Genomic DNA, 22,910 nt, shown 5'->3' on the forward strand with positions numbered 1-22,910 from the left:
CACCATGAACGACCTCACAGGAAAAACCGCGCTCGTCACGGGCGCCTCACGCGGCATTGGCCGCGCCAGTGCCCTCGCGCTCGCCAGGGCCGGCGCCCAGGTGCTGGTCCACTACAGCAGCGGCGAGAAAGAGGCGGATGCCGTGGTCGCAGAAATTCGCGCGGCCGGCGGCAATGCGCAGAAAGTCGCCGCTAATCTGCGCGCGGCGGATGGCCCGCATACGCTCGCCAGACAGGTGCGCGCCGTGATCGGTCATCGGCTGGATATTCTGGTGGCCAACGCCGGGATTTCGAAGGGAGTCAGCATCGAGGACACGACCGTCGAGGACTTCGACGATCTGTTCGCCGTGAACGTGCGCGCGCCTTACTTCCTCGTGCAGCAGTTGCTGCCGGTGATGTGCAAGGGCAGCAGCGTGGTGCTGCTGTCGTCGCTCGCGGCGCGCGCCGCGGTCGGCACGCTGTCGGCCTACGCGGCTACCAAAGGCTCGGTCGATACGCTCGTCAAGCATTTCGCCGCCGCGCTCGGTGAACGTGGCATTCGTGTGAATGCAGTCGCGCCGGGTGTGGTTGAAACCGATATGTCGAACTTCACGAGGACCGACACGGGACGCGCGGCGACGCTGGGTATGCAGGCGCTCAAGCGCGTGGCGCAACCGGATGACATCGGCGGCGCCGTGGCTTTTCTCGCCTCGGATGCCGCCCGGTGGGTCACAGGCGAAACGTTGCATGTCGACGGCGGTTCGAAGCTCTGAATCCGTGCACGCGATTCGGTTCGCGATCGCGCCGGGAAGACTTTCCGGAATGCCGCCCATGCGTGGCGGCATTCAGTGAGCTTCGCCGGCGCGATCCGGTGCGCGTCTCAAGCGGCAAGCGAGCCGCTTACTTCCATAACGTGCGGCCGAAAAACGTCAGCGTGCGGTCCCAGGCCAGTTGCGACCACACCGGATCGAACTGCGTCCTCGGAATACGGCCCGGGCCGACCGCCGTTTCGTTCGCGAACGCATGGTGCGCGAGATAGCGGTGAAACTCGACATCGACATTCGCGTCCTTCAGTTTGGTTTCTAGCGCGTCCACCGTTTCAGGGACGAAGAAGTCGTCTTGCAGCGCCCAGTGACCGATCAGCGGCGCCTTGATTTTCGAGGCGTCGATATATTCCAGCGGCGGGTAGCCATACCAGACGACGCCGGCCGACACTTCGGGAACATTGCAAAGCGCGAGCAAGGTCAGCGCGCCGCCCATGCAAAAACCCGTCACGCCGACATTCGTCGCATGCTGCTTCAGATACTGGACGGCGCCGCGCACATCCTGCGTGGCGGCGTCGCCGAAATCGAGGCCGTCGAGCAGATGGTGGGCTTCTTCCTCTTCCACCGTCGTTTTGCCTCGGAAGAGATCGGGCACCAGCGCCAGATAGCCGGCCTGCGCGAGCCGGTCAGCCACGCCGCGAATCTGTTCGTTGACGCCCCACCACTCCTGAATCACCACGATGGCGGGCGCACCCTCCAGCTTCTGCGGCTTGGCGAGATAGCCCTGGATCTGCTGCCCGTCGGGCCGGCTAAAGGTGATCATCGAACCTGCTGTCTGTGTCATCAGTCGCTCCTCGAAGTAGACGAAAGCGCTAGCATAGTCCCAGCGTGGCAGGTTCTGCTCGCCCGCTGCCGCGTCCGGCCGGCCGGTACGAACAGCGCGCCGCGCAGCGAAGGATTTGCTGGCCGGCACCAGCTTGACGTGATCGAGTTGCAACGCCATGAAAAGCCGCGCCGCGTCGTCAATGGAATCCGCGGCCATCAAAAATCCGCGGCGGCGAGTCGCGCTTCAAGTCTGGAAATAGCGCGGCCGGTCGAGGTCGGCGATCAAGCCCGGCTGCTTCGGCTCCCACTCCAGCAGCTTGCGCGTCTGTTCGCTCGAAGTCGGAGCATCCAACCTGGCAAACAACGCGAACCAGCCGAAATGGTCCGCTGCCTCATCGGCAGTTTGCGCGACGACCGGCACGTTCAGGCGCCGGCCGATCACTGTGGCGATCTCCTTGAGTGGCACGCCTTCCTCGGCAACAGCGTGATACCGGCTGCCGGCCTCGCCACGTTCGAGCGCGAGCCGGTAGACGCGGGCGGCGTCGAGCCGGTGCACCGCCGGCCAGCGGTTGAGACCTTCGCCGATGTAGGCTGAGACGCCTTTTTCACGCGCCAGGCCGATGAGATGCGGAACGAAAGCATGGTCGCCGTCACCATGCACCGACGGCGGCAGACGAACCACCGACGCGCGCACGCCGCGCGCCGCCAGCAACGCTGCCGTTGCCTCCGAGACGCGAGGATAGGCATCGGAGCGCGGCACTGGCGCATCGTCCTCGGTCGCGAGGCGGCCGGACGCCAGCAACGCGACCCCGGACGTCACGAGCAGCGGACGCTCCGAGCCGACGAGCACGGAGCCGAGCGCTTCGATCGCGCGCCGGTCCAGTTCGCAGTTCTCCGCGAATCGGGAGAAGTCGTGATTGAAGGCCGTATGAATCACGCCGTCGGCAGCGGCGGCTCCGGCTTTGAGGCTATCGAGGTCCTCGAGCGAACCGCGTTGGACCTCCGCGCCGGTCCTGGCCAGAGACTCGGCTGCGGCATCCGAGCGTACGAGGCCGAGCACCGAATGTCCGGCGGCAATGAGTTCGGCAACCACGGCGGAGCCGACGAATCCGGTCGCTCCGGTAACAAAGACGCGCATCGTAAGACCCTCCGGTTGAAAACGAAGGTCGACTATCGGCGCGTTTCCTTCAGAGATGAAGTAGTGACGTGTTAGGGGTATACGCACTAACAGGATCAGCCATTCAGATGTCAGGCAAGCATCTTGCTGAACTTACCCACGATAAATCGAACATCTTCAATGTCCGGAGCGCGGGATGCGTCAGTTGAACCGCTTTGCCTTATTCATGCTGCTGCCGCTCGCCGCGTGCGCGGCGGGGCCGTCGAGTCCCACCGATACCGGCTTTGGCCCATCGCCGGTATTGCCGGCGCCAGAATCGTCGCTGATGACCACGGTCAATATCGCGCCCGTTCAGCCAGCGGCCGCCGACTTCCTCCCGACCGCGCCAAACGGGTTTGTGGTGACGAAATTCGCCCGCGACCTGACTCACCCACGCTGGCTTTACACGTTGCCGAACGGCGACGTGCTCGTAGCGGAAAGCAATGCACCCGAGCAGCACGACGAAGGCAGCGGCATATTCGGCTGGGTCAGAAAACAGGTGATGAAACGCGCGGGAGCGGGCACGCCGAGCCCCGACCGCATAGTGCTATTGCGCGATACCACTGGCAGCGGCGTCGCCGATCAGCAGACCGTGTTCCTCAGTGGCCTGCACTCGCCGTTCGGCATGGCGCTGATCGGCGATCAACTTTATGTCGCCGATACGGACGCCATTCTGCGATTCGACTACACGCCCGGCGCGACGAGGATCGCAACACCTGGCGTGAAGGTGGCTGATCTGCCGGCTGGGCCGATCAATCATCACTGGACCAAAAACATTTTGGCCGACCGTTCGGGCAAGCATCTCTACGTGACGGTGGGATCGAACAGCAACGCGGGAGAAAACGGCGTTGACGCCGAAGCCGACCGTGCACGGATTCTCGAATTCGACGTGGCGTCGGGCCAGATGCGGCCCTTCGCGACAGGGCTGCGCAATCCCAATGGACTATCCTGGCAGCCCGACAGCGGCGCGCTGTGGACCGCGGTCAACGAGCGCGACGACCTGGGCAACAACCTCGTGCCCGATTACATGACTGCCGTGAAAGACGGCGCGTTTTACGGGTTTCCCTACAGCTATTACGGCCAGCATGTCGACACGCGCGTCAAACCTCAGCGCCCCGACCTGGTCGCCACGGCCATCGCACCGGACTATGCGCTCGGCAACCATACGGCATCGCTCGGACTGGTTTTTTACGGCCGGACGCTGTTCCCCGCGCATTATCACGGCGGTGCTTTCGTCGGTCAGCATGGCTCGTGGAATCGCAAGCCATATAGCGGCTACAAGGTGGTGTTCATTCCATTCGTCAAAGGCCAACCTTCAGGCGCTCCGGAAGATTTCCTGAGCGGCTTTCTGACCGCCAACGGTCACGCCGTGGGTCGGCCGGTCGGTGTCGCGGTGGATACGCGCGGGGCGCTGCTGGTGGCGGACGACGTCGGCGATGCGGTCTGGCGTGTGACGCCGCGAACCGATAGCGGCGCGGCAGTCGGCACGCGGCCGGCGCAATAGCAGCGAATCCGCCGATCGCTTATCGGCGGCACAACGGCGATCATTCCAGTCCCGCGAATTAGAACCGCTCCAGCACGCCAAGCTGCACACCCTTGACGGGCGCGCCGGGATACGCGACCGGCAGCCCGGTCACGTTGACGCCGCGCAGGGTGAAGCTGCCACTGTCGTGATTCGCCAGATAGGCCCCGCTGAAATAGAACAGCAAACTCCGTGAAAAGTTGTATTCGAACGCCACGCTGAACTGGTCGGCGCTCGCACCGGCGCCGGTATAGTCGCGCACATGCGCATAGCCGAGCGACGCCCGAGCAATTGGAGAAAAACTGTACTGCGCGGACAGCGAGCCGCCCGCGCCGTGATAGAGCGGCGTGCCGCCATCGCCGTTAAAGAACGCGAGCCACACACGCACCTTGTCGATCGCGTAGGTCGCGCCGCCGAGATTTGCCCGCAGCGAGCCTGCGCCGTGTGTCTGTTGTCGCGCGTATAGCAACCTGAAGTTGTCGAGTTGATAGGCGGCGGTCACATAGTAGCCGTCGATGCCGTTGCCGTCTTTCTCCGACGGATCGCGCGTGGCCGTCATCACCGTCGCGCTGAAGCCGCCGACGACCGGCGACTGGTACTCGATCGCGTTGCTTGCGTAGGGCGTGATCTTCGACAGGTTGTTCAGTCCGGACGCGATCGTGCCGGCGCCGAACGCATCGAGGTCGCCCTTGAACGGGATGTAGATAGGCGAATATTGCCGGCCGAAACGCACCTCACCCCAGGCGTTGCGCGCGCCGATCCACGCCTGACGATTGAATAGAACACCGGGAGTCTGAAGCGTGCCGTCGACGGAGCTAAAACCGTTTTCCAGCGTGAAGATGATATCGGTGCCGTTGCCGAGCGGCTCGCTGCCCCGCAAGCCGACCCGCGAACCGCGATACGCACCCGAGTCCAGACGCGGAGTCCACCCGGACCCTGGGTCGGTTATTTCGAGGCTGGTGTCCAGCACGCCGTACAGCGTGACGGAGCCCGCGCCGCCGTTGGAGGCCGCCACGCTCTGCAGGCAAAATAGCAGCGCCGCGCCTGCCACGCCTGCGCGCCAGCCCAAGTAACGGCTCCAGGCGGCTACCCGCGCCACCAGATCCCACGTTCGTCGCGGCTTGTCGAGTTGAGTTTTCGCGGCACCGACCAGATGCAGTCCTCCATGGGCACGTCGAACATATGTTCCGGAATGAGGACGCTCACCGCCGCATCGCGAGTGGAATGTGAAGAGGTGTTGAACGGTCCAGCAGCGAACATAACAGACCTGCGCCGGATTGCAATTTTCAGCGCAGCGAATTCAGAGCGCTCAGGTACGCTTGGGACCGTATAACGTTCAAACGATGGCTGCAACTCCACGCGCTTCTTTCGCTGCCGGCCTATGCACTCGCAACGGCGTGGCTCCCTCACCGGGACCTTGCTGCTGCAAGTTGAACTGGCTGATCGACACCTGCAGCAGCCTCGCCTGCTCGGTCAACGTCTGTGCCACCGCCGCGGCCTGCTCGACCAGCGCCGCGTTTTGCTGCGTCACGCTATCCATCTGCGTGACGGCGTCGCCAACCTGATCGATGCCGGCGCTTTGTTCGGCGGCCGCCGCCGCGATATCGCGCATGACGCCCGACACTTTGGCAATGGCCTCGCGCGCGGAGTGAATCGTCGCGCCGGTTTGCCCGACGAACTCGGCGCCGGTCCCGACCTTGTCCACCGCCCGGCTGATCAGCGTGCGAATTTCCTTCGCTGCCGCCGCGCTGCGCTGCGCGAGCGTGCGCACCTCGCCGGCCACGACCGCGAAACCACGCCCCGCATCGCCGGCCCGCGCCGCTTCGACCGCCGCGTTCAGCGCGAGAATATTGGTCTGAAACGCGATGCCTTCGATGACCGAGATGATCTCCACCATCTTGTGCGATTCCGTCGATATCTCCTGCATCGTCGATACCGCTCGCGCCGCCATCTCCCCGCCGCGATTGACGATCTGCTCCGCGCCGGCGGTCAGCTCGCTCGCTGTCCGCGCGTTCTCCGCCGTTTGCCGGACCATCGCCGTCATTTGCTCCATGCTCGCCGCGGTTTCCTCAAGCGATGCCGCCTGATTCTCCGTGCGCGCCGACAGATCCGTGTTGCCGCCGGCAATCTCGCGCGCGCCCGTCGCCACTTTGTCGGCCGCGCCCTTGATCTGTTCGATCGTGTAGGCGAGCGCGTCGCGCATAAGGTGCATGGTGTGCAGCAGGCTCGACTCGTCGCCGTGACGGAGGTTGATGGGAATGGCGAGGTTGCCCTGGGTGATTTCGCCGGCCACTTGCGCAACGTAGACCGGATCGCCGCCGATCGTGCGCCGGATGCTGCGATTGGTCAGCGAGACAAGCGCGGACAGCAGCAGCGCCACGACCGCAAAGATTGCGCCGACGAAATACAGCGACTCCTTGAACGCGGCGTCGATATCATCCACGTAAGCGCCCGTGGCGATGATCCAGTCCCACGGCGCATAACGCACCACGTAGCCGATCTTGCCGACAGCAGCCGAGGACGGGTCTTGCGGGTGCGGGAAAACATAATCGACGAAGCCGCCGTTCGGCTTCTGCGCGACGGCGGCGAACGTCACGTAGTGGTGACGGCCGTCGGCATCCGCAGTACCGGCGAGATCCTTGCCGTTCAACGCAGGCTTCATTGCATGCATGACCATGCGCGGCGTCGAATCGATGACGAGAAAATAGCCGTCCTCGCCGTAGCGTATGCCGCGCAGCCGTTCGAGCGCCTGCCGGCGGGCGTCCGCCTCGCCAAGCGCGCCGCTCTTCGCCAGCGCCGCATATTCCGTCACGATGCTGAGTCCCACATGCGCGACGTTCACGAGATCGTTTTTGCGCTCCTCGATGCGCGTCTGCCGCGACAGCCACGCCGCCGACACCGACACGGCGAGAAGTGCCACGAGGCTGACGGCCAGCGGCAGCCAGAGCTTTTGTGTGAAACTGAATCGGACCATGCACGCGCCCCACGTCGGTATCGAATGATCGAGCCGGGCCGCGTCATGGCAACAGGTGCCGATATGCCATCGGCGCGCCGTTGCTTGAGTGCGACCACCCGATTCATTTATCGGCAAGCGCGCGCATCTTTTGTGTAGAGACAAACCCTTTACGGGGAGCGAGTGAGCCTGAGCTATCACAATGCCTTCGGCTCGCGGTTGCCTCAGTGCTTCTCATACTCGTCATGCCGGCGCCACCACACACCCGTTTCGTTACGTCCTTTGGGCGCGCGGTCGAGCCACTGATACATGCCCCAGAGTGCGTCCACGCCGCGTCCGTAAGTGGAATACGTGTGATACACGGCGCCGTCTTCGAGCACGAACGCGCTCATGCCGGGCCGGTCGAGCGAATACGTGGGCGCGTCGGTTCCGCAGGCAGTCGCGAACTCGACCACGGGGGCCGGCGCGGGTGTCGCATCCATCGCATGGCCGCCGCGCTGGTAATTGTATTCGACGCTTCCCTCGCGCTGCTGCTGCTCGGTGAACGAGACATTGCTGTCGAAGTTAAAATCGCTGCCCGCCGACGACGCCCACGGGAATGTCCATCCCATGCGCCGCCTGTACGCCTGCAGCTTCGCGAGCGGCGCCCGCGATACCGCCGTCATGGCGACGTCGTGATTCGCCAGATGCACCACGGAACCATTGAACCCGTCCGCGACCGCCGAACACGACGGACAGCCCGCGGCGTAGTCGGGGCCGAACATGAAGTGATAGACGAGCAACTGTGAGCGTCCCCGGAAGAGATCGGCCAGCGAGGCGCTGCCTTCATCGGTCTCGAACCGGTATGGCTTGTCGATTCGAACCCAGGGCAACGCTTGCCGCTGCCGGGCCAGTTCGTCGCTCTGCCGCGTGAGCGCCTTTTCCGCTTCGAGCAATTCGAGCCGCGCGGCCAGCCATTCTTCCCGTGTGCCGATGCTGTGTTTCGTCGTCATGCTTGCCTCCTTGCTTCGCTATGCGAAGTGCTATGGGTGGGTCGTGCTAGATTAGCCCCGGGCTTCGAACGATGGGAGTGACAAGTGTGGCGTGATTCACCTCGACCATGGACTCGCTAGTCACGGCGGCGGCGCGCGCGCTCGCCCCGGGTGATCCGCTCGGCGCGCTGAATCGCGTCGCCTTGCGCGACGACGCGCCCGCGCTCGCGCTGCGCGGCATCGCCATGGCGCAGCTCGGCGATCTGGTCCGGGCGAAGGCGCTCTTGCGAAGCGCCGCGCGTGCCTTCGGTGCACGAGAGCCGGTGGCCCGCGCGCGCTGTGTCGTCGCCGAGGCCGAGATCGCACTCGCCTCGCGTGATCTGAACTGGCCCACGAAGGCACTGGAATCTGCACGCGCCACGCTCGAAGCGCACGGCGACCGGCTCAACGGCGCGCATGCGCGCTATCTCGCGGTGCGGCGCCTGCTGCTGATCGGGCGTCTCGACGAGGCCGAACGCGCGTTCGCCGGACTCGATCCCACGCCGTTCCCACCCGCTTTGAGAACCGCACACGAACTGGTGGTGGCCGGTGTCGCGCTGCGCCGCCTTCAGACCAAAGCGGCACGCGCCGCACTGGAGCGAGCCCGGCGCGCAGCCGGTCTCGCGGGTATCCCTGCTCTGACGGCGGAGGTCGACCACGCCGCGCTCGTTCTGAACGCACCCGCGGCGCGACTGCTCGCGCGCGGCGACGAATGTCCGTTGCTGCTCGACGAGGTGGAAGCGCTGCTGGCATCGAAAGCATTGATCGTGGACGCGTGCCGTCACGTGGTGCGCGACTCGGGGACGGTGATCTCGCTCGCCAGCCGACCGGTGTTGTTCGTGCTCGCCCGCGCACTGGCCGAAGCGTGGCCCGAGGACGTACCGCGCGAGGTGCTGGTTGCGCGAGCCTTCAAGGCCAAGGCCGCCGACGAATCGCATCGCGCGCGCCTGCGGGTCGAACTCGGGCGGCTGCGTTCGGTGCTTCGCACCGTGGCCGGCGTGAGCGCGACGCGGTGCGGGTTCGCGCTGGTGCCGCGACACGCGCAAGAGGTGGTCGTGCTGGCGCGGCCTGTCGAAGACAAACATGCACCCGTGCTGGCCTTGCTCGCGGACGGAGAGTCGTGGTCAAGCTCGGCCCTCGCGCTTGCGCTCGGCGCGAGCCAGCGCACCGTGCAGCGGAGCCTCGATACGCTCGCGGCGCAAGACAAGGTGCAGTCGCTGGGCCGAGGTCGCGCGCGTCGCTGGATGACGCCGCCCATGCCTGGATTCACGACGACCTTGTTACTCCCCGCCCCGTTGCCGATTGATTAGGATGGCAACACGAAAACCACGAGGGACAAGTCATGAAACGATCAGCCGCCGAAATCATCACCGAGTACGGACCTTTTGAAGGCATAGAGCGCGTGCATGGCGTGACGTACGACGGCCAGCATGTCTGGTTCGCGACGGGCGACGCGTTGAACGCGCTCGATCCGGAGAGCGGCAAGCAGGTCCGCTCGATCGATGTCGCTGCGCACGCGGGTACGGCCTTCGACGGCGAGCATCTGTTCCAGATTGCCGAGGACCGTATCCAGAAGATCGATCCCAAGACCGGCCGCGTGCTCGCCACGATTCCCGCGCCGGGCGGCGGTACGGACTCGGGACTCGCGTGGGCCGAAGGCACGCTGTGGGTCGGACAGTATCGGGAGCGCAAGATCCATCAAGTCGATCCGCAGACGGGGGCGATTCTGCGCACCATCGAGTCCAATCGCTTCGTGACCGGCGTCACGTGGGTCGACGGTGAACTGTGGCATGGCACCTGGGAGGGCGACGAAAGCGAATTGCGGCGCGTCGATCCGCGCACCGGCGAAGTTCAGGAGCGACTGGAGATGCCGTCCGGCGTCAGCGTGTCGGGACTCGAATCCGACGGCGGCGATCGGTTTTTTTGCGGCGGCGGGAGCAGCGGCAAGGTGCGGGCGGTGCGGCGACCTAAGTGAAGTTGTGGGGTGGTGCCGATTGCAAAAGCAAGCCGCAACCGGCACTTGCATCGGTCTATTTGCGCTCGCGTCCCGGCAAGTCCTGCAGCAGATCCATGAACGCCCGCACCTTCGCGCTCAGCAAGCGCCGCGAGTGGTACAGCGCCCAGATCTCGACCGCCGGTCCATCCGCCACACCCCAACAAACGAGCCGTCCCGCCGTCACGTCCTGGTCGACCAGCAATTTAGGCAACATCGCTGCGCCCACCCCATCGAGCACCGCGTCGCGCACCATCAGCAGCGATGAGAGCCGCAGCACCGGCGTCGGCGCGAGCGATCTCAGACCGCTTTCCGTGCGCACGCTCCACGTCGCATTCGCCGACGCCGCAGCCAGCACGACCGCAGGCACCGCCAACGCGGCCGCCTCGCCGGCAGCCCATGGAGGTATCGACATCGTGGGTGCAGCGACCAGGAGCAGTTCGTCGCCGAGAATGCGCCGGCCCACGAGCTGCTGGTCAGGCGCGGGATTGATGCGGATAACCATGTCGTAGCCATCCTCCACCGGATCGACAACGCGGTCTTCCGCAACCACTTCGAGTTCGACCTGCGGATAGGCCAACGCAAAACGCGTCGCGATCCGCACCAGCACCACGTGCGCGAACACGACCGGCGCGCTGATCCGCAATCGTCCGCGCGGCACCGGCGCACGCGACGCCACCGCCTCACCCGCCTCCTGAATCTCCGCCATCAAACCCCGCGTGCGCTCGTGCAGCACGAGACCCTCTTCGGTCAGCCGCAATGTGCGCGAGCCTCGCTCGATCAGCCGCACGCCAAGCGCTTCTTCCAGTTCCGCCACGCGTCGCGACAGCGTGGCCTTCGGACGGTCGAGCGCCCGACCGGCCGGGCCGAAGCCGCCGTGCACCGCAACCGCATTGAAATCCGCCAATGACGTCAAATCCATGATCGTTCCAAATATGAGACGAGGTGTCTGGATTTTTGCACTTTCGCCATGAAAACGGAACATCTATTGTGTGTCTACGGGCTGACTTCCAGCCCAGCCAACCCCAAGGAGAAAGTCATGGCAATCCTCGTAACCGGTAGTACAGGCGTCGTCGGCAAGCAGGTTCTCGAACATCTTCTGGCGAGCGGCGGCACGCAAGTTCGTGCGCTGACTCGCACGCCGGAAAAAGCGCAATTCCCGGGTGGCGTCACTGCGGTCCAGGGCGACCTGTCCGACCTGGACGGCTTGCGCCGTGCGATGAACGGCGTCAGCACGCTGTTCCTGCTCGCGCCCAATGCCCCGGATGAACTGACACAGGCGCTGCAGGCCCTGAGCGTGGCGCGCGAAGCCGGCGTGAAGGGCGTGGTGTATCTGTCGGTGTTCAAGGGCGCCGAGTATGTCGACGTGCCGCACTTCACCAGCAAACACACGGTGGAGCGCATGATCGAGCACTGCGATCTGCCGGCCACCGTGTTGCGTCCCGCGTATTTCATCCAGAACGACGTGCGCCAGAAAGAGCCGCTGTTGACGCATGGTGTGTACGGCATGCCGATCGGTGCCAAAGGTATTTCGATGGTCGACGTGCGCGATATCGGCGAGGCCGCCGCGCGCGAGTTGCTGCGCCGCGAGCGGGCCGCAAGCCGTCTGCCGCGCGAGACGTATGAACTGGTCGGGCCTGATGCGATCACGTCGGAGACCGTGGCGTCGATCTGGGCCGAAGCGCTGGGACGCACCGTGCGCTACGGCGGCGACGATCTCGACGTGCTTGAACAGCGTTTGAAGGCAGCCGCGCCGGGCTGGCTCGTGTACGACATGCGTTTGATGATGAGCCGCTATCAGCAGGACGGCGCGGTCGCATCGCAAGCGCAAATCGATCATCTCGCGACGCTGCTTGGACGGCAGCCGCGGTCTTATCGGGACTTCGCGGTGGAGATGGCGGCGGCCTGGGCGAAGAGCTAACGACTGACCGTAGCGACGCGCGGCCATCCACTATCGATTGATGCACGCGGCAAGCCGAATGCTGGTACGCGATATAGGACAAAAAACGGCCATGCTTCATGGCCGACAAAACGCCCCCTCTCCACACCATGCCTTTGCGTTTGCCGCGCGCCGCGTACTCGATTTGTTCATGAAGGTTCAGATTCGACGGGCGTGGCCTGCCTGAAAACCGGGAGTCGCTTCGTGGGAAGAAAAGGACCCGTCGAAGTGAGACTTCGAGAAAAGATCCTCCTATGGCGCATCGTTGGAGTACAGCCCTTTAAACTTGATGCCGCCGATAAAAAAACCGAAGCCGGCGCTGCTTTGCAGCCCTCCGTTATCGCCGGCCATTACCAGCAGCGCCGGTGCGCTTCGAATCGCTACCCCGATAAAGTCCGGTTTGACGATTCCCATAAGTAGAAGATCACGATTGATGCCCAGCATCATCAGTGAGCCGGTGCCGCCGAACAGATAGCCAGCTGCACCTTCAAGATAGACCGTCCCACCTTCGAGGCTCTTGGGGTCGCCCAGGTCGTTTCCCTTGAATGTCTCGGTCAGGAACAGTGCACCGACACTATCAAAACCGGCGGTTGATCCTGAACCGCCCAAATCATCTTTCTTGATGATGATTTTCGGGAGCGCAAGCTTCGGTAGGCGAAGTAATGAGGTGATTTCGCGCGAGAAAGTCGGCCCAAACCCGGTGTAAAGATATTGGCAAGAATGGCCGGAGGTGTCATCAAGTACGAACATCCCGCTTTCTGCATTAAAGGAACCGTAGCCAACCCCCGCGCCAGCACTTGTATTGAATTTCCATTTGCTCTTTCTCAGAATCTTCAATGGGCTCTCCAATTGTCGAAAGGCTCTCCGCGCAAACCTGTAACGACAAAAACTGCTGAAAGCGCTACAACGAATAGCGGCCATCGCCACAGATCGACAATACTGTCAATCATGGCCGACCCGTCCGGATCATCGGCGCTATATCGGACAAGGACACTCTCCCCAACCTCGAAGGACTGCGTTGTACCAGTTGGCCGCTCGTAACGCCGCCCATCTTTTGCAATGAATGCTATTTGCGGATGGTGCCCACCAGCATTCAGGCGAATTACCTCGCCGGTTGTCACGACGGACGAAAGACGAAACTCAATGGTTGAGTACACGTATACGGCAGCGCCGGTTGCCAGGCAAAGCCCTATCGCGAGTGCGACATAGTTACGCGAACGTTTCATCTTTCCAGGTTTTCCTTAATATCGAAACTCGCGGTCACGGTGCCAGCGCTTACACCAAGACTGCTTTGCAGCTTGTACTCCTGCTTCACTCGCGAGAAAGACAGGCTGACGTGTTCGTGATAGTTGTTATCGAATACGATCGGCTCGACAGACGTAATAACTACGTCGCCCATCTTGATTACAAGGAAGTCAAGCGGCACGCCTCCAGACTTTCGTACCGTAAGGACGACCTCTGGAATGTGTCTGCCCGTCAAGCAATAGCGCATGAGATTGGGACTTGCCCGGTCGATCTGGTGGACAAACTGGAGATCGTTAATAGTTGCCTTGCCGGCGCCTCCGCCCGAGCCAGACATCATTGAAGACTGTTGCGCCATTTTCCAGCGCCAACTGCTTACTTCGATTTGCCCGGCATACACTGCGTCTTGTGACTCGCCGGCAATGCCGTTCATCTTGATGAAAATATCCGCCACGTAAAGTCCTTTTATTATTAGCGATGCCCGAACATACCGAACTGCATCGCGGCCAGAAACCCGAGCGGGTCGGAATTTCGCTTAACGCCGCGTCATCATCAGTGAGGCCAGGAAAACGTCGCTATCGGACGTGTCCGAAAAATCGAGGCTAATTGAGCGTGCGCCAGTGGGTCGAACGTAGATAATGTGCGACATACTTCATACCCTGAAACCGACCGCGGACGGCATGTCGGCGAGACGAAGTTAACGCGGTCGAGCGCGTCCCTCGGGACCAGCAATTAGATTGATTGCAAAATTTTTTAAATTCACGAACAAAAAACATCCCTCAAGTTCTGGATTTCTCTGCCGCTTACACGGCATGCGCCGTGTGCCACATCATTCACGCTGCATAAACAACTCTAAATTTTGAGCCAGCACAAACCACACTCCCTTCAATCCGTAATGAAAAAGTTCATCGCACTCTTTGCCATTGCCGGCACGCTATTAACGTCGGGCTGCGCGACTGTTTCCCCCATGTCGCCGACCACATCGACGAGTTCGGTCGACACCACGAAAAACTCGTACGCGTTAATGACGGTGACGCTCAAGAACGCCTATCACACAAGTTATCAGCCGAGTCCTATCGTCGTGAATATGGAGCGCGGCGCGGCCGACTCGCGCGAAGACCGTTTGAATTTCAAGTTCGACGACCAGGCCACCACGACGAGCGACACCGGTAATCACTATTTCATTCGTCTTCCGCTGGCGCCGGGCAAATATGTGATGCGCGGCATTACCGGTCAAAGCGGCATATTCCCGTTCCACGGCATGTTCTTTACGCCGCTTCACGAAGTGGTCGACATCAAACCAAATTCGATCGTGTATCTCGGCCATATCGACGCCACGATCGTCGAACGTAAAGAGGGTGAATTGCGCGCGGGACCGGTTATTCCGCTGGTCGATCAGGCGGTTGCCGGTTTCAGCGGCGGAACGTGGGATATCAGCGTGAGCGACCAGTTCGACAACGACGTGACGGCATTCAAAAAAGACTTCCCGGCATTGACCAATGCGTCGATCGATCGTGAAGTGCTGCCCGCCTGGGATAAACAGAAAGCCACCGACTGGTGGAATAAGCACTGATTTCAAGCTGTCGATCCGAACGGCGCGCGCAGCGCAACCCGCTTGCCTGCGCTCGCTTCCAAACAAGCCGATAATCGCATGACCGACAGGATGGAGACGCCAAGGTCATGCGCAATCTCGACGAGAACACAATCACCGAAGCCGTTCTGGCGCGTCACGCGCACGCTGGCGACGAGCGGCTGAAAACCATCGTCACGAGCCTCGTACAGCATCTGCATGCCTTCGCACGCGAGGTGAATCTTACCGAGAGCGAATGGGAACAAGGCATTCGTTTCCTCACCGACGTCGGCCACATTACTGACGACAAACGCCAGGAATTCATCCTGCTCTCGGACACGCTCGGCTTGTCGATGCTCGTCACGGCGATGGCGAACCGCAAGCCGCCGGGCTGCACGGAAGCGACGGTATTCGGGCCGTTTTTCGTCGAAGGCGCGCCCGCCTATCAAAACGGCGACGACGTGTCCAACGGCGCGCGCGGCGAACCGTGCTTCGTGTCGGGAACCGTCAAGGGCGCGGACGGCGAAGCGGTGGCCAATGCCCGCATCGAAGTCTGGCAAGCCGACGCGGACGGTTTCTATGACGTGCAACACGCCGGCGACGACACGCATCGCGCCAGAGGCGTGCTCCATAGTCTCGCCGACGGACGCTATCACTTCCGTTCGATCGTCGCCGAGCCTTATCCGATTCCACACGACGGACCAGTCGGGCGCATGCTCGCCGCGCTCGGCCGGCATCCATGGCGTCCGGCGCATCTGCATTTCATGATCATGGCGCCGGGCTACGAGCGCCTCGTGACCCACGTGTTCCGCGAAGGCGACCAGTATCTCGATTCGGACGCGGTATTCGGCGTTCGCTCATCGCTCGTCGCACAGTGGCAGCGCCATGAGGCAGGCACGGCGCCGGACGGTACGTCCATGACTATGCCGTTCAGCACGCTCGAATTCGATTTTGTGCTGAACCCATCCGCGTGACGCGGGTCACTCTCTTATCGCAGCAGCCATCCCTTACCGAGCTTTACTCCTATGGAAAAACGAGCACTCATCATCGGCGCAAGCGGCATTGTCGGCGGCAATCTTGCGGACCAGCTGCTTTCGAACGGCTGGCACGTCGCCGGACTTTCGCGCGGGCGCACGCCGGTGTCGCCGGCGATCGAATCGATTACGGCGGATCTGCAATCGGCCGAGTCCGTCAGCGAAGCACTCGCGGGCAAAGCATTCAGTCATGTGTTCCTGACCGCGTGGTCGCGGCAGGCGACTGAGAAAGACAACATTCGCGTGAACGGCGCGATGGTGCGCCACGTCATGGACGCCGTGGGTCCATCGGGCACGCTCGAACATGCCGCGCTCGTGACAGGACTGAAGCATTACCTCGGCCCGTTCGAAGCGTATGCGACCGGTGCCGTGCCCATCACACCGTTTCGCGAGGAACAGGGGCGCCAGCCGGTCGATAATTTCTACTACGAGCAGGAAGACCGTCTATTCGACGCCGCGCAGCGCTACGATTTCAGTTGGAGCGTGCATCGTCCGCACACGATCATCGGCTTCGCGCTCGGCAACGCAATGAACATGGGCGTGACGCTCGCCGTCTACGCGACCTTGTGCAAGCAGACCGGTCAGCCGTTCATCTTCCCCGGCTCTGAAGCGCAATGGAACAGCCTCACCGACATGACCGACGCGCGCCTGCTCGCGCGTCACCTGGAGTGGGCCGCGACCTCCGCGAAAGCGCGCAATGAAGACTTCAACGTGGTCAACGGCGACGTGTTCCGATGGAAATGGATGTGGTCGCAAATCGCCGGCTACTTCGGGATCGAAGCCGTACCGTTCGATGGCGAAACACGTCCGCTCGAAGGCCGCATGCAGGACGCCGGCAAGGCATGGGCCGATATCGCCGCGCGCTTCGATCTGAAGGAGGCCGATATCGGCAAGCTCGCCTCGTGGTGGCACACCGACGCTGACCTCGGCCGGCCGATGGAAGTGCTCACGGATATGACAAAGAGCCGGCTGGCAGGCTTCCTCGACTACCAGAGCACGTCCGACTCGTTCTTCGCGCTGTTCGAGCGCCTGAAGGCCGAGCGCATCATTCCCAGCGATACGCGCACGTGGCTAGCGGCCTCGATTGAACAGAGGTGACGCATGGCTCGCGGCGGCGAGTTCCGAGGCCGCCGCAAGCAGTGTCGAGCCGAGGCTGGCCATGCGTTTTTCGTCGAGCCGCACGAGCGGCCCGGCAATACTGATCACGCCCATCGCGGAATAGCCGCGCCGCTGCACGGGGGCGGCCATTGCCGTCATGCCGGGGGCGAAGACCTCGTTGATCGTCGCGTAGCCTTTTTCACGCGCGGCGTGCACGAACTTCAGCAGGCCGCTGATCGTGGTCGGCGCGTTGGGACCGTATTGCTTCGGTTGTCCGAAACCTTGCCGCGAAACGAGTTCGAGCGCGCGTTCGTCGGTCATGGTCATCATCCATGCATGGCCCGTGGCGCTGCACGAAAGGATCGTGTCCATGCCCATGTCCGGGTCGTAGCGCAAGCCCTTTAATGCGCCTTGCGCTTTCGCGACCCACGTCAGCCGGTCGCCGTCCACGATTGCCAGCCGCACCAGTTCGCCGGATGTCTCGGCGAGCCGGTCGAGCATCGTCTGCGCGATGTCGACGATGCCGGACGTCGCGAGAAACCCGAGCCCCAAACCGACGAGCTTGGTAGTGAGCACGTAATCGCCATGCTCGCGCAACTGCCGCACATAACCGCATTGCTTCAGATCGACGAGCAGCCGATGGCATGCGCTGCGCGGAATATCGAGCTCGTCCGCGATCATGGCGAGCGGCGTGCCCTCCATTTGCGCGGCGAGAAATTCGAGTACCGCGAGGGTGCGTTCCGTGACGCCTGGCATGCCGGTCTCCATCTTTTATGAGGTATTCGCGCAGCCAGTCTTGCACATTATGAGATGAAATTCCACCCTGGAACGACATCCCACCTAGGGGTGCTAACCTTGGTTTCAAGGCGGCGTGAAGCACACAGCGCGCGAGCGCCCCAAGTTCATCGATCAGACAAGAGAGCGGGAAACGGTCAGCAGCGCTCATCGCTAGCGACCTGCATCCCGTGCGGCGACGGTTAAGGAGACAACATGATCCAGGACACACAACAAGGCACGCATGCTGCGATGCGCACGCGAGCGGTCACGGCCGCGGCCGTCGGCACCGCGCTCGAGTGGTTCGACTTCACGCTTTACGGCGCACTGGCCGCCACGGTTTTACCCAAGCTGTTTTTCCCGTCGATGGATTCGACCTCTGCCCTGCTCGCCTCGCTCGCGACCTTCGGCGTGGGACTTGCGGCGCGGCCGCTCGGCGCAATCATCTGCGGCCATCTGGGGGACAAGCTCGGGCGACGCAACCTCATGCTAGGCACCGTCACGGTCATGGGCCTCGCCTCGATGCTGATGGGCCTGCTGCCGACCTACGCGAGCATCGGCGTCTGGGCGCCGGTCTTGCTGGTGCTGTTGCGCATTCTGCAAGGCTTCGCGCTGGGCGGCGAGTCGACCGGCGCGCAATTGATGGCGATCGAACACGCCAGCGCCGACCGGCGCGGCAAGTACTCCGGGCTGCTCGGTCTGTGTTCGCCGCTCAGTCAGATCATGGCCAACGGCGTGCTGCTTCTGCTGTCATCGACGATGTCGGCGCAGGCATTCGACTCGTACGGCTGGCGCATTCCTTTCATACTGAGCTTCATCCTGGTGGTGGTCGGCGTGTATATCCGCTTGCGAGTCAGCGAGACGCCCGCCTTCGTCGCGCTGCGTAAAACGGAAGTCGCACGCGTGGGCAGCCCGCTGCGCGATGCATTGCGCCTGCACTGGAGAACCGTGCTGCGCTGGATGCTGTTCTTCTGCGGACCCGCGGCGATCTTCTACCTGATCGTGGTGTTCTCGCTCAGCTACATCACGAAGACGCTCGCCATCCCTAAACAAACCGGCTTTCTGCTGCTGATGGGCGCAAATGTCTGCGCGATCGTCGGGGCGCTTGCCGGCGGCATGCTGAGCGACAAGATCGGCCGCAAGAAGGCGCTTGCGATCGGTTCAATCGCAACCTTGCTGATGCTCTTCGTGTACTTCCAGATTCTCGATACCAAAAGCTTTGTGCCGATGCTCGCGGCAATGGGCTTCTTCCTCGGCTTCACGCAGTTTCAAAGCGGCATTCAGCCGGTCGCGTTCGCCGAAGCGTTTCCGACCAATGTGCGCTACTCCGGCTCCGCGCTCGCCTATACCGGCGCGAATCTGGTGGCGGGCGGTCCGATGCCGGTGCTGGCGGTATGGCTCTTCTCCGTGTGCAACGGCTCGCCGTGGGGCGTCGTTGCCGTGTGCGTGGTCTTCAACGTGATTTCGCTCGTGATGATCCTGACGGCGCGCGAAACCCTAGGCATCGACATGAACCGCACCGACTCGACGGCGGCCGTCACGGGCGAAGCGGACTTCGCGACGGCGAGTGTGAGCAACAGCCACCGCACGTAATACGCGCGGCGCTGCGGCGTCACGCTGAATCACCGAAAATTTGCAAACAGGCGATCGAACAATGACTGAACTCGTATATGTACTGAATGGCTCGAACCTCAACATGCTCGGCAAGCGTGAGCCGCATCTGTATGGGACGACTACTCTGGCGCAAATCCAGCAGCAGGTCGAGGCGCTCGCAGTCCGGCTGGAGCTTCAATGCGAGTTCCGCCAGACCAACAGCGAGGCCACCATGGTCGACTGGCTGCAGGAAGCGTTCGAGCGCGATGCCGCGGTGATCATCAACCCGGCGGGCTTTTCGTTCGCGTCGGTGCCGGTCTTCGACGCGGTCAAGCTGATCGAGCGACCGTTGATCGAACTGCACATCACCAACATCCACAAGCGCGATGAAACGTATCGCCATTCGCTGATTTCGCGCGCGGCCACCGGCGTGATTTGCGGACTCGGCGCGAACGGCTATCTCGTCGCGCTGCAAGCAATGGCGATGGCGCTCGGCAAAAGTCCGAGTTTCGCCTGACGCCGAGACTGCTTCGTGCGTGGGGCCGCCGCCCGGCCCGCACGCGACTCAAGCGCCTCTTGCTGCCTCATCCACTCACCATGCCGTGCCACCCGCGCACGGCATTTTTCTGTCCTGACGTCCCAGCGAATAGTTTTGATTAAGGGGAAACCCGTATAATCCGTTGCAAGAGGTCAGACAACTAGAGGACACCGTCGTCAAGACCCTGACCCGCGCCGGCCGCGCAGCGTCCGCCTTGAAACGCCTTGCCCTCAGATCCGTGAATCCGACCGCCACTGCCCTGCCGTTCCGCAACGCCCTGTTCGCCATGCTCGGCATCGGCCTCGTCAACATGCTGGTCGCACTCGATCAGACGGTCGTCAGCACCGCGCTGCCTTCAATCGTCGCCGAGCTGCATGGCTTCGAGTACTACGCTTGGATCGCCAGCGCGTATCTGCTGGCGTCGGTGGTCACCGTGCCGGTATTCGGGCGGCTCGGCGACTACTTCGGCCGCAAGCGTTTCGTGATCGCCGCGGTGATCACGTTCACGGTGGCGTCGGTGCTCTGCGGCGTCGCGAACGACATGCTGTTTCTCGTGATCGCGCGCGGCTTGCAAGGCGTCGGCGGCGGGATGATGGTCGGCACCGCGTTCGCCTCGATTCCTGATCTGTTTCCCGATCCGCGCGCGCGCGTGCGCTGGCAAGTGGTGATGGCCGCCGCGTACGGCATCGGCACGGCGGCGGGACCGTCGCTCGGCGGCTGGATGAGCGAACACTGGGGCTGGCGCTCGACCTTTCTGATCAATCTGCCGGTGGGCGCGGCGGCGCTGTATTTCATCTGGGCACATCTGCCGGCCTTCCGGCGTCCGCATGAAGGCGAAGTCAAAATCGACTGGCTCGGTGCGGCGCTGGTCGCGGCGGTGCTCGGCGGCCTGCAGGCTTTTATCGAAGCCGTGCCGAAGAACGGCCTGACCGCCGGCAATCTCACGCTTGTCGCTTGCGTGATCGTGGGCGCAATCGCGCTACTGATCTGCGAAAAGCGCGCCACCCACCCGATCATTCCGCTCGACCTGTTCAACGACCCGCAACTCGTCACGCTGTTTACGCTCGGCATGCTGTCCGGCTTCGTGATGTTCTCGCTGATTTTCTTCGCGCCGCTGCTGCTGCAAGGCGGCTTCGGATTGTCGCCGCAACAGGCCGGACTGCTGGCGACGCCCATCGCCGCCTGTATCGCGCTCGGCAGTCTGCTGAATACGCGCATCGTGATTCACATGAAGAAGCCAACGCAAATTTTGTCGATCGGTTTTGCGCTGCTGCTGTTCGCCGCCATCGCGCTGGCGTTTGCGAATCCGGACACACCGCACGTCTGGATCGAATTGCCGATGGCCGCGGTCGGCATCGGCCTCGGCTTCATCCTCAACAATCTGAATGTGTTCGGCCAGGAAATTGCCGGGCGCGAGCGCTTCGGCATCACGACCGCGCTGCTGCAATCCACGCGCATGGTGGGTGGGATGCTCGGCACGAGCATTGTCGCGACGGTGGTGCGGCATCATTACCGCGACGTGGTCACGCGCACGATGAGCGTGATCGGCGAGCCCGCCGCGTCGCAATGGCGGCCTCGCTTCGTCGACCTGCGCATTCTCATCGACGAAGCGTCGCGTCTGAAGTTGATCGCGGATATGAAGCCATCAGGGCTCAATACGCTCGCGTTGATCGACACGGCGCGCGATGCGCTGGTGCAGTCGATTCACATCGGCGTGTGGCTGACGGCGGTCGCCGCGCTGGCGGCCGCGTTGCTGGTGCAGCGGATATCTCACGTGGTGTTTCGCAAGAGTTGAAGGCGGCGACGGGTCTCGGCGCAGACCGCGTGAGGACCCTATCGGTCGCCGTAGTTGCGTGGGAATCTCAGCGGTCGGTTCGAACCGTTGAGACAAACGCCGCGCGAACATCGCGGCGTTGGATTGGCGCAAATCCAGCGTCTGCTTACTGCGCGCCGAGCTTTTTGATCAGCGCATCGAGTTGCGCGATTTCTTCTTCCGTCAAATCGGTCAGCGGTGCGCGTACCGGGCCGGCGTCGTGGCCTACCAGTTTCGCGCCCGCCTTCACAATGCTCACCGCGTAACCCGCGCGACGATTCCGGATTGCCAGATACGGCAAAAAGAACTCATCGAGCAGCCTGCCTTGCGTTGCATGATCATTGGCAGCGACCGCGCGGTAAAACTCCATCGCCGTCTTCGGAATGAAGTTGAACACCGCCGATGAATACACCGGCACACCCAGCGCCTTATACGCCGCCGCATAAACTTCCGCGGTCGGCAGGCCGCCGAGATACGAGAAACGGTCGCCCAGGCGCCGGCGAATCGTTACCATCGCTTCGATTTCACCCACGCCATCCTTGAAGCCGATCAGGTTCGGACAGCGGTCCGCGAGACGTTCGAGCATGTCCGCGTTCAGCTTCGAATTCGCCCGGTTGTAGACGATCACGCCGATGTTCGGCACGGCCTTGCACACCTGCTCGACGTGCGCCGCGATGCCTTCCTGCGAGGCCTCGGTCAGATAATGCGGCATCAGCAACACGCCGCTTGCGCCAAGACGTTCGGCTTCCTGAGCGTAGTCGATCGCGACGCGCGTCGGGCCGCCCGCGCCCGCGAGAATCGGCACCTTGCCCCGGCAGGTGTCGGTCGCCGTGCGGATGACGTTGGTGTAGTCGGTTTTCGTCAGCGAAAAGAATTCGCCCGTGCCGCCCGCGGCGAACAACGCAGTCGCGCCGTAGGGCGCGAGCCATTCGAGGCGCGCAGCATAGGTGTCGGCGCGAAACTCGCCGTGGGCGTCGAAGTCGGTCACGGGAAAGGACAGCAGCCCTTCGGAAACGATGGTTTTGAGTTCTTGAGGTGAAGTCATGGCGTGTATGGCGTGTATGGCGTTCAAGGCGTCAGGCGTGGTGGGCGCGCGCGGTGATTCGCG

22 protein-coding genes are annotated in these 22,910 nt (G+C 62.8%); 11 read left to right on the forward strand and 11 right to left on the reverse strand.

All coding sequences use genetic code 11. The features are described from left to right. Positions 1 to 4: 4 nt before the first annotated feature. Positions 5 to 751: an SDR family NAD(P)-dependent oxidoreductase gene (locus tag B0G73_RS05250; RefSeq protein ID WP_106278574.1), complete on the forward strand. Its 747-nt coding sequence runs from the start codon at positions 5 to 7 to the stop codon at positions 749 to 751. Positions 752 to 878: 127 nt separating this feature from the next. Here B0G73_RS05250 and B0G73_RS05255 read toward each other — a convergent pair whose 3' ends face one another. Continuing rightward, positions 879 to 1,586, reverse strand: a complete 708-nt coding sequence (locus tag B0G73_RS05255) for a dienelactone hydrolase family protein (RefSeq protein ID WP_106279150.1) — start codon at positions 1,584 to 1,586, stop codon at positions 879 to 881. A gap of 225 nt (positions 1,587 to 1,811) precedes the next feature. Continuing rightward, entirely contained in the window at positions 1,812 to 2,705 is an 894-nt protein-coding gene (locus B0G73_RS05260) for an SDR family oxidoreductase (RefSeq protein WP_106278576.1), read from the reverse strand. A 175-nt stretch (positions 2,706 to 2,880) separates the two neighbouring features. Here B0G73_RS05260 and B0G73_RS05265 point away from each other — a divergent pair, with 175 nt between their 5' ends. After that, positions 2,881 to 4,227, forward strand: a complete 1,347-nt coding sequence (locus tag B0G73_RS05265; RefSeq protein WP_106278578.1) for a sorbosone dehydrogenase family protein — start codon at positions 2,881 to 2,883, stop codon at positions 4,225 to 4,227. 58 nt (positions 4,228 to 4,285) lie between these two features. Here B0G73_RS05265 and B0G73_RS05270 read toward each other — a convergent pair whose 3' ends face one another. The 3 genes from B0G73_RS05270 to B0G73_RS05280 all read right to left on the reverse strand — a co-directional run bounded on the left by B0G73_RS05270 (position 4,286) and on the right by B0G73_RS05280 (position 8,190). Next, the gene (locus B0G73_RS05270) at positions 4,286 to 5,314 is read right to left on the reverse strand and encodes a porin (protein ID WP_258193184.1); all 1,029 of its coding nucleotides are present in this window, start codon (positions 5,312 to 5,314) and stop codon (positions 4,286 to 4,288) included. Between the two features lie 267 nt (positions 5,315 to 5,581). Further along, positions 5,582 to 7,219: a methyl-accepting chemotaxis protein gene (locus B0G73_RS05275; protein WP_106278581.1), complete on the reverse strand. Its 1,638-nt coding sequence runs from the start codon at positions 7,217 to 7,219 to the stop codon at positions 5,582 to 5,584. Between the two features lie 203 nt (positions 7,220 to 7,422). Next, the gene (locus tag B0G73_RS05280) at positions 7,423 to 8,190 is read right to left on the reverse strand and encodes a DUF899 domain-containing protein (RefSeq protein ID WP_106278583.1); all 768 of its coding nucleotides are present in this window, start codon (positions 8,188 to 8,190) and stop codon (positions 7,423 to 7,425) included. A gap of 107 nt (positions 8,191 to 8,297) precedes the next feature. Here B0G73_RS05280 and B0G73_RS05285 point away from each other — a divergent pair, with 107 nt between their 5' ends. Together B0G73_RS05285 and B0G73_RS05290 are read left to right on the forward strand one after the other, a co-directional pair. Next, a complete protein-coding gene (locus B0G73_RS05285; RefSeq protein ID WP_106278584.1) occupies positions 8,298 to 9,518 on the forward strand; it encodes a helix-turn-helix domain-containing protein in 1,221 nt (406 codons plus the stop codon). A 32-nt stretch (positions 9,519 to 9,550) separates the two neighbouring features. Beyond that, positions 9,551 to 10,183 (forward strand): DUF5074 domain-containing protein, encoded by a 633-nt coding sequence (locus tag B0G73_RS05290; protein ID WP_106278586.1) that lies wholly within the window; start codon positions 9,551 to 9,553, stop codon positions 10,181 to 10,183. Positions 10,184 to 10,238: 55 nt separating this feature from the next. On the opposite strand, the gene B0G73_RS05295 is transcribed toward B0G73_RS05290, so the two are convergent. Further along, positions 10,239 to 11,123: a LysR family transcriptional regulator gene (locus tag B0G73_RS05295; RefSeq protein ID WP_106278588.1), complete on the reverse strand. Its 885-nt coding sequence runs from the start codon at positions 11,121 to 11,123 to the stop codon at positions 10,239 to 10,241. Positions 11,124 to 11,240: 117 nt separating this feature from the next. Between B0G73_RS05295 and B0G73_RS05300 the strand changes: the two genes are divergently transcribed. Beyond that, on the forward strand, positions 11,241 to 12,122 hold the full coding sequence (locus tag B0G73_RS05300) for an NmrA/HSCARG family protein (RefSeq protein WP_106278590.1): 882 nt from the start codon (positions 11,241 to 11,243) through the stop codon (positions 12,120 to 12,122). A 270-nt stretch (positions 12,123 to 12,392) separates the two neighbouring features. Here B0G73_RS05300 and B0G73_RS05305 read toward each other — a convergent pair whose 3' ends face one another. The 3 genes from B0G73_RS05305 to B0G73_RS05310 are packed head-to-tail and all read right to left on the reverse strand — an operon-like array spanning position 12,393 to position 13,815. Then, the gene (locus B0G73_RS05305) at positions 12,393 to 12,977 is read right to left on the reverse strand and encodes a hypothetical protein (RefSeq protein ID WP_106278592.1); all 585 of its coding nucleotides are present in this window, start codon (positions 12,975 to 12,977) and stop codon (positions 12,393 to 12,395) included. Next, positions 12,974 to 13,366, reverse strand: a complete 393-nt coding sequence (locus B0G73_RS39985; protein ID WP_146144152.1) for a DUF3592 domain-containing protein — start codon at positions 13,364 to 13,366, stop codon at positions 12,974 to 12,976. Before B0G73_RS39985 ends, B0G73_RS05305 begins: the two co-directional genes overlap by 4 nt. Continuing rightward, entirely contained in the window at positions 13,363 to 13,815 is a 453-nt protein-coding gene (locus B0G73_RS05310; RefSeq protein ID WP_106279152.1) for a type VI secretion system tube protein Hcp, read from the reverse strand. The genes B0G73_RS39985 and B0G73_RS05310 overlap by 4 nt, the downstream gene beginning before the upstream one ends. Positions 13,816 to 14,277: 462 nt before the next feature. Here B0G73_RS05310 and B0G73_RS05315 point away from each other — a divergent pair, with 462 nt between their 5' ends. From B0G73_RS05315 to B0G73_RS05325, 3 genes are all read left to right on the forward strand, one after another. Beyond that, complete coding sequence (locus B0G73_RS05315; protein WP_106278594.1) at positions 14,278 to 14,955, forward strand: hypothetical protein; 678 nt, start codon at positions 14,278 to 14,280, stop codon at positions 14,953 to 14,955. A gap of 107 nt (positions 14,956 to 15,062) precedes the next feature. Next, positions 15,063 to 15,926, forward strand: a complete 864-nt coding sequence (locus tag B0G73_RS05320; protein WP_106278596.1) for an intradiol ring-cleavage dioxygenase — start codon at positions 15,063 to 15,065, stop codon at positions 15,924 to 15,926. A 51-nt stretch (positions 15,927 to 15,977) separates the two neighbouring features. After that, a complete protein-coding gene (locus B0G73_RS05325; RefSeq protein ID WP_106278598.1) occupies positions 15,978 to 17,084 on the forward strand; it encodes an SDR family oxidoreductase in 1,107 nt (368 codons plus the stop codon). On the opposite strand, the gene B0G73_RS05330 is transcribed toward B0G73_RS05325, so the two are convergent. Continuing rightward, entirely contained in the window at positions 17,058 to 17,840 is a 783-nt protein-coding gene (locus tag B0G73_RS05330; protein ID WP_106278600.1) for an IclR family transcriptional regulator, read from the reverse strand. The genes B0G73_RS05325 and B0G73_RS05330 overlap by 27 nt on opposite strands. A 234-nt stretch (positions 17,841 to 18,074) precedes the next feature. Here B0G73_RS05330 and B0G73_RS05335 point away from each other — a divergent pair, with 234 nt between their 5' ends. The 3 genes from B0G73_RS05335 to B0G73_RS05345 all read left to right on the forward strand — a co-directional run bounded on the left by B0G73_RS05335 (position 18,075) and on the right by B0G73_RS05345 (position 21,784). Beyond that, a complete protein-coding gene (locus B0G73_RS05335) occupies positions 18,075 to 19,451 on the forward strand; it encodes an MFS transporter (protein ID WP_106278602.1) in 1,377 nt (458 codons plus the stop codon). Positions 19,452 to 19,512: 61 nt separating this feature from the next. Next, entirely contained in the window at positions 19,513 to 19,968 is a 456-nt protein-coding gene (locus tag B0G73_RS05340; RefSeq protein WP_106278604.1) for a type II 3-dehydroquinate dehydratase, read from the forward strand. Positions 19,969 to 20,275: 307 nt separating this feature from the next. Next, complete coding sequence (locus tag B0G73_RS05345; protein ID WP_106279154.1) at positions 20,276 to 21,784, forward strand: MFS transporter; 1,509 nt, start codon at positions 20,276 to 20,278, stop codon at positions 21,782 to 21,784. Positions 21,785 to 21,929: 145 nt separating this feature from the next. On the opposite strand, the gene kdgD is transcribed toward B0G73_RS05345, so the two are convergent. Then, complete coding sequence (gene kdgD, locus B0G73_RS05350) at positions 21,930 to 22,847, reverse strand: 5-dehydro-4-deoxyglucarate dehydratase (protein ID WP_106278606.1); 918 nt, start codon at positions 22,845 to 22,847, stop codon at positions 21,930 to 21,932. Positions 22,848 to 22,910 lie beyond the last annotated feature (63 nt).

This window comes from Paraburkholderia sp. BL25I1N1, assembly GCF_003002025.1.
Lineage (GTDB): Bacteria > Pseudomonadota > Gammaproteobacteria > Burkholderiales > Burkholderiaceae > Paraburkholderia.

Bases quoted from the DNA above. Each gene is read 5' to 3' on its own strand.
- B0G73_RS05250 (WP_106278574.1), top strand. From the start codon at position 5: ATGAACGACCTCACAGGAAAAACCGCGCTCGTCACGGGCGCCTCACGC.
- B0G73_RS05255 (WP_106279150.1), bottom strand. From the start codon at position 1,586: ATGACACAGACAGCAGGTTCGATGATCACCTTTAGCCGGCCCGACGGG.
- B0G73_RS05260 (WP_106278576.1), bottom strand. From the start codon at position 2,705: ATGCGCGTCTTTGTTACCGGAGCGACCGGATTCGTCGGCTCCGCCGTG.
- B0G73_RS05265 (WP_106278578.1), top strand. From the start codon at position 2,881: ATGCGTCAGTTGAACCGCTTTGCCTTATTCATGCTGCTGCCGCTCGCC.
- B0G73_RS05275 (WP_106278581.1), bottom strand. From the start codon at position 7,219: ATGGTCCGATTCAGTTTCACACAAAAGCTCTGGCTGCCGCTGGCCGTC.
- B0G73_RS05280 (WP_106278583.1), bottom strand. From the start codon at position 8,190: ATGACGACGAAACACAGCATCGGCACACGGGAAGAATGGCTGGCCGCG.
- B0G73_RS05285 (WP_106278584.1), top strand. From the start codon at position 8,298: ATGGACTCGCTAGTCACGGCGGCGGCGCGCGCGCTCGCCCCGGGTGAT.
- B0G73_RS05290 (WP_106278586.1), top strand. From the start codon at position 9,551: ATGAAACGATCAGCCGCCGAAATCATCACCGAGTACGGACCTTTTGAA.
- B0G73_RS05295 (WP_106278588.1), bottom strand. From the start codon at position 11,123: ATGGATTTGACGTCATTGGCGGATTTCAATGCGGTTGCGGTGCACGGC.
- B0G73_RS05300 (WP_106278590.1), top strand. From the start codon at position 11,241: ATGGCAATCCTCGTAACCGGTAGTACAGGCGTCGTCGGCAAGCAGGTT.
- B0G73_RS39985 (WP_146144152.1), bottom strand. From the start codon at position 13,366: ATGAAACGTTCGCGTAACTATGTCGCACTCGCGATAGGGCTTTGCCTG.
- B0G73_RS05310 (WP_106279152.1), bottom strand. From the start codon at position 13,815: ATGAACGGCATTGCCGGCGAGTCACAAGACGCAGTGTATGCCGGGCAA.
- B0G73_RS05315 (WP_106278594.1), top strand. From the start codon at position 14,278: ATGAAAAAGTTCATCGCACTCTTTGCCATTGCCGGCACGCTATTAACG.
- B0G73_RS05320 (WP_106278596.1), top strand. From the start codon at position 15,063: ATGCGCAATCTCGACGAGAACACAATCACCGAAGCCGTTCTGGCGCGT.
- B0G73_RS05325 (WP_106278598.1), top strand. From the start codon at position 15,978: ATGGAAAAACGAGCACTCATCATCGGCGCAAGCGGCATTGTCGGCGGC.
- B0G73_RS05330 (WP_106278600.1), bottom strand. From the start codon at position 17,840: ATGCCAGGCGTCACGGAACGCACCCTCGCGGTACTCGAATTTCTCGCC.
- B0G73_RS05335 (WP_106278602.1), top strand. From the start codon at position 18,075: ATGATCCAGGACACACAACAAGGCACGCATGCTGCGATGCGCACGCGA.
- B0G73_RS05340 (WP_106278604.1), top strand. From the start codon at position 19,513: ATGACTGAACTCGTATATGTACTGAATGGCTCGAACCTCAACATGCTC.
- B0G73_RS05345 (WP_106279154.1), top strand. From the start codon at position 20,276: ATGCTCGGCATCGGCCTCGTCAACATGCTGGTCGCACTCGATCAGACG.
- kdgD (WP_106278606.1), bottom strand. From the start codon at position 22,847: ATGACTTCACCTCAAGAACTCAAAACCATCGTTTCCGAAGGGCTGCTG.